Origin of the sequence: Methylobacter sp. BlB1, assembly GCF_015476545.1 — a bacterium.
Taxonomy (GTDB): domain Bacteria; phylum Pseudomonadota; class Gammaproteobacteria; order Methylococcales; family Methylomonadaceae; genus Methylobacter.
Genome location: NZ_JADMKV010000096.1, coordinates 1 through 11,697, shown reverse-complemented (window position 1 = coordinate 11,697; position 11,697 = coordinate 1). Strand labels below are relative to the sequence as shown.

Here is an 11,697-nt window from a genome sequence, read left to right as displayed (position 1 = left end):
AGATCCCGGGCTACGTTAGCGGTTGACATATGATCAAGCACACTGCCGCCGTTAGTTTTGCATGAACTGGCCATCGTCCTGTCGAAATCTGCCCGTAAGGCTTCTTCTTCAGGATTACGGGGAAAAGAGAACGGCAGCGCAGTAACTGGACCGTTAAAGCATACGAGAGGACTGCTTAGGCCTATGCCTCGAGGGTCGAAGCCGATCACGTCGAATTTTTCGCGGATTTCTGGCCGAAGCGATGAACCAATGCCGAGCACGAAGTCGACTCCGGAATTACCAGGCCCGCCGGGGTTGAAAAAAAGCGATCCAATTTTTCCTGTGCTCGCGGTTGCCGACAATTTAATCAAGGATAGGGTAAGTTTTTCCCCTTCAGGCGCATTATGGTCGAGAGGTACACTGACAGACCCGCAAAAATATGGCAGGCCGGATTCTGGATGACACGCTTGCCAGTCAATAGTTGGCGCGCTCTGATTTGCCATAACCATTCCTGGAACTAATAATAGGATACTAGACCGATGAAAGTATTTAAGAAACATAAAAAACACTCCTTTCTTGTAAGTTTGTTTTTTAACAGGTCCCGTTGCGTTAATTTTAATGGGCACAGATGGACTATTGACTGGCAGAATCAGACCGATACCGCATTGGTGAAATCATCAGCTCAATCTCGACTACAGTGTTAACCAAGCCAACCTTAAATTTCCATAAAACCAATCTGAAAAAACACTTAAATCTGAAGAACTCATCAAGAAATAATCAAGCGCTGATATAAGACCCTTGTTATTCCTGATGCCTGACTTGAGATTGCGCCCGTTCAGGCTGTCTTATAAAAAACAATCTGAACCCGAAGTTTTACAGCGCACTTCAGTGAATAACGGGAAAATACTGATGAATCGGCTGGAATCTTATGAAGCGCTATCACAGCGCAGTTGGCGCGTATTCTTCCATGGCCTTGCAGCAGCCAAGAAACTGGCTAAAAGAAAGCTACACCTTGAAGACTTCAGTCAGTACCTTAGCTTGCTTTGTCCGCCAGATCGAGCCGGCAGAAAAGACAGTCCATGCCAGTAAACAGGGCCGCGACGATCCAGCCTACAGCGGCAAACTGGAAACTGGGGCGATGCCATTGCGATGCATCCCGGCTGATGCTTCTGGATGAAACCAGTGCGTCCACTGATATGGCCGTGCTTTGAGTGGTGCACGTTGTAGGGATGCTGCGCCAGCGGGGCATTGGTAAACGATAGCCTTGATTGCCGGTTTGCCTGCCGACCGATTTACGGCCCCGTGGCGCGCGGATCAAGCCGAGCGGAGAGAGTTTTAAAGAATACCTGCGTTGGCAGCTGGGACCGGCCTTAAAGCCCGGCGATAGCGTCATCTGTGACAGCCTGCCGGCGCATCAGGTGGCGGAAGTTCAAGGGTAATGGTAGCGTTTCATGCGTCTCGGAGGCGAATCCAACGGCAGGCGTGCCAGGAAAATTCGAATATGCCGTGTAGGGTCGAATTCACTTGTGCCCCTTGCGGGGTATTCGCACTTCAAAGGCCGGTACGCAGGTGTTTGCTGCGGGCCGAATTCCCAAAGGACACAAGTGTACCCAAAAGGCATAAATGAATTCGACCCTACAACGGCGTAACATCAGCGACAGAACACTGATATTCAGCCGACATCAAGCAAAAATCAAGGCTGAGCTGCCGAGGCAGAGTCAGTCAAGAATGTATTGATCTTTGCCAAATCTTCGTACTCGAGAATACCTGCGGAGCGCTTGAGCCGCAGGGTGTTTAACAAATAGTCATACCTGGCTTTGGCGTAGTCCCGCTGAACCCGGTACCATTCGCGCGTCGCCACGACTAGATCAAGCGTAGTGCGGCTACCGACTTGAATACCGGACTCTATCTCTCTCATCGACAATTCTTGCGACTTGAGAGTTTGCCGTAATGCCTGCACACGACTGACACCGGTCACTACGCCATAGAAGGCGTCGCGAGATTGTCTTTCCGCACTGCGCTGCTCTTGCTTCAGGGTAGCCAGGGTTTCGTCATGCCGATGCGCCGCCTCCCGTGATCGCGAGGTCATTTGGCCGCCTTCGTATAGCGACATATTCATCTCCAACCCGAAACTGTTATAAAAAATAGTAGTGTCGCCGAACTGGCCTCCGGTTTGCATCCAGCCATTGCTTGCCTTGAAATCGAGAGTGGGCAGATGCGCCGAGTCAAGCCGGCTAATCTCATCGCGGGCGATATTGGAGGCTAGAGTGGCGGCCACAATGCGTGGGTTCTGCGCCAGCGCCTGATCAGTCCAGTTCTTTTCGTTCAAAGGCTCCGGTTTGACTAACGGAATATCCTCAGCAAGCGCTGAGAGACTGTCATAGTATTCGCCGGTAATTTCCCTTAATGCCGCTCTGGCATCATTGAGCTGTTGTTGGGCTTCGATTTCATCGGCTACTGCACGATCATAACCCGCATTGGATTCTGACACATCGGTGATGGCAATTTCGCCATAGTTGAAGCGCTGCTGAGTCTGTTCGCGCTGCCGGCCTAGCGTGTCCTTCTGAGCTTCGGAATACCGCAGGTTGTCAAACGCGCCCAATAAGCCAAAATAGCGCTCCGCCACTCGCAAAATCAAATCCTGATGGGTCGCATTCAACTCCATTTCGGACTGTTCCACGCGCTGGCCAGCCTGATCCATGGCTATCAGCCTGTCATAGTGAAACACCGGCTGATAAAGCGTGATATCGTAACCATCGCTCATAAACAGATCTTCTCCGCCGACACCGATTGCCTGCGGGTCGTTTAAACGGATATGCTGATGATTGCCGGTGACATTGGCGGAGAGGTTTACTGTCGGCAGCAGGGCCTTGGCCTTGGCCTGATTGCGCTGTTCTTCGCTAACTTGGCGGATTGCCTTTCCCTTCATCAGTTGCGGGTCTTCCTCTATTGCCTTGTTATAGATATCCAGCAGATTACTGGGCGGCAGCTCGGCAGCCAGTATCGGACATGAATTCCATCCCAGCAAAACCAGTAAAACCAAGCCTCCAGAGCGAAAAATGGGCGGCATTAAGCGATAAACTATCTTCTGCGCTATCATAACTTTCCTTTATTATAGTTGTGGGACTTCCTCTGTTGCTTTGTGACAGATATCCAGCAGATGACTGGGCAGCCGACTCAGCAGCCAGTATCGAACATGAATTCCATTCCAGCAATAACTAAGCTCCCAAAGCGAAAAAATGGGCGGCATTAAGCGATAAACTATCTCCTGCGGTATTCTATAATGGCTTCTCTACCGCTTTTGATGACACAACGCTGTCTTGCTCGTCAAGCCCTGAAATCACCTCAATATTAAGCCCGTCGGAGAGACCGGTAACAAGCTTCTTCTCGACGATCTCGCCAGTCGGCAGCTTTACTTTAGCATAGGATTCGTCCCCGCGAAATATCAAACTGCCCTCGGGAATTGTCATGACTTGTTCATGCCGGGAAAATACGATTTTGGCTGTCGCGCTATAGCCAGCCCTGAGAAATACCCCCAACTTGGGCTTGATGGCTGCGCGAATTTCGAATACTTTCCGGCCTTGATCGGTTTTCTTGGCTTCTGCCGCGATAAAATCCAGTGTGGCCTCGAACTGTTCATCCGGAAGAGCGCCGACATTCAGGATAAGGGGCATGCCCTCCTGCAAGCGCCCGGTATCTGCTTCTTCCACTTCGCCTTTGAAAATCAGGCTATGCATGTCGGCAATGGTGAAAACCGTCGTGCCTTCGGAAAGATCATTGGCTTTAATGATGAAATCGCCAATCTCCACAGGCTGGTCCAGCACCATGCCGTCCATGGTGGCGGTAATCAGGGTCGAGGTGGTTTTGAATTGCTGTGAGGCACCTTTGAGGCGCAGTTCCAATTCGCGTTCGGCCTGCTCCAAGGTCGACTTTGAAACATCGTATTTCAGTTTGTCATCCTGATACGCAGCGTCGGAAATCAGATGTTGGTCATGAAGATGACTGCGCCGCTCCAGTTCGGCGGCCGCTCGCTGGTGCTCAAGGCGGGCTTTTCTGATTTGCGCCTGGACGGTATTAACCTCCACCGGATCAGCACGCAGCCGTATGTGGGCCAGCACATCCCCGCGCTTCACCCATTGCCCTTGCTTAACAAGCACTTCTTCGAGCACACCGTTCGCCTGAGATTTGATCTTGACTTTCCGATTGGGAACAATCTGCCCGGTGGCGACGGTATAATGCTCGATGGTCATACGAGATGGTTTTTCTGTCCGCACGGTGATTTCATTGGCGCCGGCTGAAACAAACAGCCAGAAACCACTGCCAAACACGAAGGCAGAAACCAATAAAAGCCAACTGGTACGGACTACAATTCGACGAAAATTATTCATGTCTGAGTGCCTCAATAGGTGATACGCGCACCGCCTGACGCGCCGGCAGATAGCCTGCGATAAGACCAGCAAGTATCAAAACGCCTAGCGCCGAAATAGCGATAGAAAGATCGACTTGAGGATCACGAAAGTAATCCGATTCGATGCCGGCCTGGCTGATCAATTCGACAAGCCCCACCCCTGCAATCAACCCCACATAGCCTGCGGCTAAAGTAATGACCAGTGTCTCATGCAATACCATGAAAAGTATATCAGCCGAGGAAGCGCCGATGGCTTTGCGAATACCAAATTCACGCGTGCGCTCCTTGACAGTAACTAGCATCGTATTGCTGACCCCGACACAGCCCGCCATCAATGTACCGGTTCCGACAATTATCATGAAGAGCCTGATGCCGCTCATTAAGGACTCCACTTTTTTTACTTCATCACTGATATCGTAGATCTCCAGAGCGGCAGAATCATTCGGGTCAAACCGATGCCGCTGGGATAGCAGCCGAATGGCTTCCGGCTTCAGATCCGGCCAGCTATAGCCCGGCGATACCGTCAAGGCAAGCATATTGACTGTCGGGGCAGGGTCAAACACTTGCCTCAAGGTGGAGTATGGAATGTAGACGCGATTGGGCGACTGCTCTCCCAACGCTTTGTTGTATACGCCAATCACAGTAAACGGTGTTTCTCCTACGTAAATCGTTTTTCCTACTGGACTGAGTTGATTTTTCATCAGCACATCGTTAACCCTGGCGCCGATTATGGCGACTTTACGTGATTCGCGCTCATCCAACTGGTTAATCTGGCGTCCGCTCAGCAAGGCCAGTTTTTGAATTTCAGCATTGACGGCGCTAATGCCGTTTATCTGGAATGAGCCGGTATTTTTTCCATATCTCATAACATATCCTTTATCCAATAATTTGGTAGGCCCAACGGCCTCCACCCCTGGTAGGTTTTCAAGCAAGGCGACATCATCAATTTCCAGGCCTACCGTCCGGCCTGGGGTTAAGCCTTTATACGATTGAGAGGTTTTGCCACCTCCAATCCAGACACTATTTAGCGCCGTATCCTGGAAAAGCGTCATCGTGCCGCGCTCCAACCCCTTCCCCATTCCTAACAGCAGAACCAGCATAAAAATGCCCCAGCTGACGCCAAAAGCAGTCAAGCCTGTCCGCAATTTGTGCTTGCTAAGGGATTGACCGAGCTCGGCCCAGCGTTCAAAATCAATCATGAGTTGTATGGTCCATAGTGAGTAGTTAGTGCCTGATTCGCCCGTCTTGCAGATGGATAACGCGACGAGTTCGTTCAGCGACTTCTTCATCATGCGTGATGACGACAAGCGTCTTGCCTTCATGGTTTATTTCGGTAAACAATTCCATCACTTCCTCTGAAGTCTTCGTATCCAGATTGCCGGTCGGTTCGTCGGCTAAGATCAGAGGCGGGTCGGTAACCAATGCGCGCGCAATGGCTACCCGCTGCCGCTGCCCGCCGGACAACTCCGAAGGCAAGTGATCCATCCGGCTGGCCAGCCCCATGCGTTCCAATAGCTTCCGCGCTCTTTCTTCCCGCTGCTTACGAGGAACCTTTTGATAATAAAGCGGCATGGCCACGTTATCGATAGCGGTCTTGAAAGGCAACAAATTGAATGACTGAAATACGAAGCCTATCAAATGATTACGATGCCGGGTGGCCTCCGTTTCGGAAAGCGGCTTTATCAGGGTTCCGTCCAAAACATACTCGCCGTCGTCGTAACGATCCAGAATTCCCAGCACATTGAGCAAAGTCGATTTACCTGACCCTGATGGCCCCATGATAGAGACAAACTCTCCTTCTTTGACGGATAGGTCGATGCCCTTCAATACGGGAACTGTCATTGATCCAATATGATAGGATTTCGTGAGACTCTGGACACTTATTATTGGCTTTTCAAAAGAAACCCCCAGCGCATCAGCAGCAGCCAATTGCCGGTTTTTCAATTGGTCAATTTGCTTCTCCCGGAGAGAGCTCGAATGGTTAGGACGTATATCAAGCATGAACTGCCCCTATCTCTACGGCTTCAACAGCCTGCTCAAAACGATCCAGTATTTCGCCGGCATCGGCTTCCGTCGCTATGAGAGGCGGCAGAAAACGAAGCACGCAGCCATTGCGCCCCCCGGTTTCAATGATCAGTCTGTTTTTAAAACAATTGCGTTTTATGACCTTGGCGAGTTCCCCGTCCGGAGCACCTGGCTGGTCGTCGGCGCCCGGTTTCACAATCTCAACGCCGATCATTAGCCCAAGCCCCCGCACATCACCCAGGACTGGATTGTGTTGCGCAATTTCAATCAGGCCTTTTTTCAGAATATCGCCAATCTTATTGGCATTGTCAACAAGTCCATCTCTATCGATCACCCGCATCGTGGTGCTTCCTGCGACCATCGCCAACTGATTGCCTCTGAACGTGCCCGCGTGCATGCCGGGCGTCCAGACATCGAATCGTTTATCGTATACCACGACTGACAACGGATAACCGCCTCCGATGGCCTTGGACAAAACCAGAATATCCGGCGTTATGCCTGCGCGCTCAATGGCAAATAAGGTGCCTGTCCGTCCAAGTCCTGTCTGAACCTCGTCGATGATCAGCGGCACATCGAATTCAAGCGTCAATTTTCTTAGCTCTTGCAACCAGTAAATGGAAGCCGGAATGGCGCCGCCCTCTCCTTGCACAGCCTCGACGATGATAGCGGCTGGCTTTGACACCCCGCTCTCGGGGTCCGATAAAATCGTGCGGATGTAGTTGATCGACAGCTGGTCGGTTTGAGCGCCATTGGTTCCAAATGGGCACCGGAAACGGTAAGGGAAAGGTGCGAATTGCACACCGGCCGCCGCCAGGCCCACTCCGGTTTTAGGGTGTAAATTACCCATGAGGCCGAGAGCGCCCAAAGTCATGCCATGGTAGCTGCCATGAAACGCCATGATGCCTTGCCGTTTCGTATAAAATTTCGCCAGTTTGAGTGCGGCCTCGACTGCATCAGACCCGGTAGGCCCACAGAACTGTATCCGCCCATCGTCGCGCAATTTCGGCGGCAGCCGCGAGAACAGATCCTTGACAAATTGAATCTTGGCCGGAGTGGAAAAATCAAGCGCCTGTTGAATGCCATCCGATGAAATATACTCGACAACAGCTTGTTTAATTTCAGGATGGTTATGTCCTAGCGGCAAAGCGCCGGCAACAGCCAGGCAGTCTATGTACTCATTTCCTTGGGAATCCCGGACACGCACCCCATGGCCCGTTGAAAACACTTTGTTAAAGAATCTGGCATAAGTTCTTGCGTTTGATTCCAGGAGTTTCAGGTAATCGTATGACATGCTATTTCTCCTTATTTTTTATTTTTGATTGCATTTTCTGCCGGGAAAACCCGGCTCATTATTTTTTCAAACACTTAGGACTCATTTGAGCCAGGTGCATCCGGCACGATCAGATCCAATCGGCGCAGTCTTGTTAAAAATCCAACCAGTGAAATGAGTACCCCTATAAAGCCGCTGATAACAAACATAAGCCCGATGCCACGCCCTTTTCCTGTTCCAATCCAGGGGCCTAGCGTCTGTTCTAACAGACCACCTTCAGATAGAGCAGGTTCAAAAATCTGATCGGCGGAAAACCCGCCTGCCATGACGACGATGCTTATGGTCAGCAAAGCGGCAACATTAATGATCGAGAAGATTCTGCCTTGAAACTTATTCGGAATTTTTCTCATCCACAGCGAATGATTACAGCCTTGAGCAAAGCCGCCCACCAGTAAGGCGGTAAACACCGACACGCAATAAAGGTTGAAGGAGGTATTGACGCCAACCAGCAATATGCAAAGCGCCAGTATCACATCAGCCGCCAGCGCCCAAAGCATCAAACGCTTAAGCTCTCCCATCACTGTCAACAGGATTGAGCCAATCAGCCCTCCCACGCCGCCGACCGTGAGAATGACGCCCAAGTCGTTTTCGGAGTAATGGGAAAGCACCAGAGGCATAATCATCGTCGACGCGAGCGTCACAAAACCTTGCTGAAGAACGGTGTATACCAGCAGCCACAGCATCAGCGGCTCCTTCTTGAAAAACACTAGCGCCAAGGCAACGCTGCCGCTTACCGCTTCCGTATCATCGGCCCTGATCTTGCCGATATTGCCGCTGGCTCTACCGGTGTAAAAAAAAGCGTTCAAAATCAATATGGAGCCCATAGCAAATGCAGTGATGTCGATAAAGACTATGCCCTGCAGCCCTATCACCGCCATCAAGCTGCCCGCGACCAAAGGCGCAAACATGCTTAACACATTGGAACTCACTCCCATCAAGCCGCTGGCCTGCGTATATTTTTCCTTGGGCAGAAGCTTGCTGACAGACGCCGTATAGGCAGGCGTCCTGAACGCCGCGATCAGCGACATTGCAACATTGAAGACATAAAGATGCTCGATATCAAGGCTGTTATGCCAAAGAAACCAGGCCAGCATCAACAATAACGCGACAGCCGTCAGATCGGCCGCAACCATCACGTAGCGCCGATCAAAGCGGTCAACGATGCCGCCGGCAATCGGCATAATGAACACTGCCGGTAAAATAGCTGCCACCAGCACGCCGGAAAAATCAAGAGCCGAGCCGGTTTTTTGATAGACCCACACGCCTAATGCGAACTCCATCAGCGAGGCGCCGATTAACGCGACAGTCTCGCCACACCAGAGTAGATAGAATGGCCGCCCCATCATCGTCAAACTTGCACTTTGATAAGTCTCTTTTTCCAATTCGTTTGCCGTGTTCATAGGATGATGTCATTTGTTGATTTAAGGTTAAAAAACCGAGATGAATTTATTGTCCGAACCCAACCCGACATAAGCCGCGCTAAGCTCGGGCGCATCGAGCCGGTTCCCTAAAAACGGAAATAGCCGACTCGGCGCCTCAATCACTTATGCCTCCCCAATTCCAGCCAATCCGCTAAAGCGTTGACATAAGGCGCCTTGATAACAGTCATATGATTGCCTTTACTTTGCCAGTATTTGAGATCATTAACCCAATATCGCCATTTTGCGACGACGGCTTCGTGGTCAGATTGATCAGTCTGAGCCAACACGAGCCGCAGCGGTCCGGCATAGTGATATTCCGGGCAGTAGCGGGTTCTTAATGCCGTGCCAAAGGTGCGGAATGTGCCGGCCAGCATTTCGGGCTGAGATTGTTTAGGCATCAGCCCGACGCCTACCAGGCGTTGATGCAGCAGCTTCAACTGTGCATCGCCGTCAAGCCCGTCCAGATCGGCGGCCTGTATTGCCAGAGATGCATCGATGGATTGCTCATAGATCTCGACCAGTTTCATCAACACTTCGGTTTCCGTATATTCTCGCGCGACGCTGTGCGGCTCATGCGGCGCATCGGTATCGATCAAGGTCAGTGACGCTACGCTGCGTCCGCTCTTAGCCAGTTGCAGCGCCATATCGAAAACAACCCATCCGCCAAATGAATGGCCGATCAGATGTAATGGCCCTTCCGGATATACCGACTGGATCGCTCGCAGATAGGCTTTGGCAGCGGCGGGTACGGTCGCATGCGGCACCATTTCGCCGTCCAGTCCCCGCGGCTGTAAGCCATAGACAGGTCTTGAAGATCCCAAAGCTAACGTCAAATCGGTGAACGCGCTCACACTGCCTCCCGCACCCGGTACACAGAATAAAGGCGCCACAGCGAAACTGCCGGAATGAAGCGCCACTAACGGATCGTAGCCGTTGCTATGATCCATCGGCTTTTCGGCACTTGCCTCCCGAATTGAGGCGGAAAGCGCCGCGCCCAGCGAATCGACATGAGGCGATTCCATCATAGTCTGATGCGAACCCGTCACCGGTATCAGCCGTATTTGCTGCTTCGGCAATACCGAGTCCCAATTCCGGAAGGGATTTTCTTCAGCGTGCTCAGTGGTGGCATATAAATGGATTGGGATCGGCAACTTGCGGGCGCAGTATTGAGCGTCCGCTATTCTATGGTTGTGCCAGCGATGCAGAAACTTCTGAAATTCGTCGGCAGTCAGATGAGCCGGCAGCAGAGATAAGGACTGGCATTTGCTCACCAACTCCGCAAAATCCATTGAAGAAGCTGCCGATTTTATTTCATCGGCCATCGCCGAAGGCATATCGTCTGCCAACACGAAATCCAGCAATAAACCTGTGTCATCGACATCCGTCATAATGTCTTTTGCATTCGCGTAGTTATAGTATGAATCCAGCAATCCTAGAAACTCTACCGTCTCATCTTCTCCAATAAGTTGTGCGGCAATTTCGTAAGCAATCGTCCCGCCAAGGGACCAGCCGGCGAGGCGGTAAGGCCCATGCGGCTGTACTGCGCGTATCATCCGCACTAATCTGGCGGCCATTGCTTGCATGGTGTGATAAGGTGCTTCGCTTAGCGGTTGTCCGGGCAAGCCGTAGACGGGTATATCGCTATCGATATGTGGCACGAGATTAGGGCCATAGAGCATTTCTCCCGTGACCTCATGAACTAAAAACAGCGGAGCTTGATTACCGGTTTTCCTCAGCGGTATTGCGTTTGCTTCTGTAATCCGGGTGTCTTCACGAATCGCCCAGGCTAACGATTCGATAGTCGGCTTTTCAAACAACATCGCTATGGAGATCTCAATGCCTTCCTGTTTCAACAGACTCAACAATTGAACCGCCGATAAAGAGTGCCCGCCCATCTCGAAGAAATTAGCCGTCACGCTAATAGACTCAACCTGGAATAATTTGCGCCAAACTGCGGCAATTTTCGCTTCATCGGTAGATCGCGGCGGTACAAAGTCCAAATAGGCATCCGGTGCCGGCAGGGCCTTGCGGTCCAGCTTGCCGTTCGGGGTCAACGGCAGCGCGGCCAACTGCACGAAGGCGGCCGGCACCATGTACTCGGGCAGGGACTCGGCCAGATACGCGCGCAAGTCGTCCACGGCCAGATCGGCGTCGCCGGTGTAATAAGCCACTAGCCGCTTGCCGCCAACGCCGTCCTCGCGCGCCAGCACGGCCGTTTCCCGGACCGCCGGATGGCCGGCCAGCCGGGCCTCGATCTCGCCCAGCTCGATGCGGAAGCCGCGGATTTTGACCTGGAAGTCATTGCGGCCGAGGAATTCGATGCTGCCGTCTTCCCGCCAGCGGCCCAGGTCGCCGGTCTTGTACAGCCGCACCTGGGGATCGCGGCTGAACGGATCTTTAATGAAGCGCTCGGCGGTCAATTCGGACTGGTTCAGATAACCCCGTGCCAGTCCGGCACCGCCCACATACAGCTCGCCCACGGCACCGACCGGAACGGGCGCGAGGTTATCGTCCAACAGGTAGACGCGGGTGTT

8 protein-coding genes and 1 pseudogene are annotated in these 11,697 nt (G+C 52.0%); all 9 read right to left on the bottom strand.

Going from position 1 to position 11,697, the window contains the following annotated elements; translation table 11 throughout:
• Positions 1–482: pseudogene (locus IT781_RS20630) on the bottom strand (alpha/beta fold hydrolase); the annotation flags it as partial.
• Between the two features lie 530 nt (positions 483–1,012).
• On the bottom strand, positions 1,013–1,372 hold the full coding sequence (locus tag IT781_RS20625) for a hypothetical protein (RefSeq protein ID WP_194972056.1): 360 nt from the start codon (positions 1,370–1,372) through the stop codon (positions 1,013–1,015).
• Between the two features lie 300 nt (positions 1,373–1,672).
• On the bottom strand, positions 1,673–3,079 hold the full coding sequence (locus IT781_RS20620) for a TolC family outer membrane protein (protein ID WP_194972055.1): 1,407 nt from the start codon (positions 3,077–3,079) through the stop codon (positions 1,673–1,675).
• Between the two features lie 178 nt (positions 3,080–3,257).
• Positions 3,258–4,367 carry an efflux RND transporter periplasmic adaptor subunit gene (locus IT781_RS20615; RefSeq protein ID WP_194972054.1) on the bottom strand — a complete coding sequence of 370 codons (1,110 nt, stop codon included), beginning with the start codon at positions 4,365–4,367 and terminating at the stop codon, positions 3,258–3,260.
• A complete protein-coding gene (locus IT781_RS20610; protein WP_194972053.1) occupies positions 4,360–5,694 on the bottom strand; it encodes an ABC transporter permease in 1,335 nt (444 codons plus the stop codon). Before IT781_RS20610 ends, IT781_RS20615 begins: the two co-directional genes overlap by 8 nt.
• A complete protein-coding gene (locus tag IT781_RS20605; protein ID WP_228779321.1) occupies positions 5,612–6,229 on the bottom strand; it encodes an ABC transporter ATP-binding protein in 618 nt (205 codons plus the stop codon). The genes IT781_RS20610 and IT781_RS20605 overlap by 83 nt, the downstream gene beginning before the upstream one ends.
• Before the next feature lie 151 nt (positions 6,230–6,380).
• Positions 6,381–7,703 carry a diaminobutyrate--2-oxoglutarate transaminase family protein gene (locus tag IT781_RS20600; RefSeq protein ID WP_194972052.1) on the bottom strand — a complete coding sequence of 441 codons (1,323 nt, stop codon included), beginning with the start codon at positions 7,701–7,703 and terminating at the stop codon, positions 6,381–6,383.
• A gap of 74 nt (positions 7,704–7,777) precedes the next feature.
• Positions 7,778–9,142 carry an MFS transporter gene (locus tag IT781_RS20595; RefSeq protein WP_194972051.1) on the bottom strand — a complete coding sequence of 455 codons (1,365 nt, stop codon included), beginning with the start codon at positions 9,140–9,142 and terminating at the stop codon, positions 7,778–7,780.
• A gap of 140 nt (positions 9,143–9,282) precedes the next feature.
• The coding region (locus IT781_RS20590) for a non-ribosomal peptide synthetase (protein ID WP_194972050.1) at positions 9,283–11,697 on the bottom strand (2,415 nt) is incomplete at its 5' end.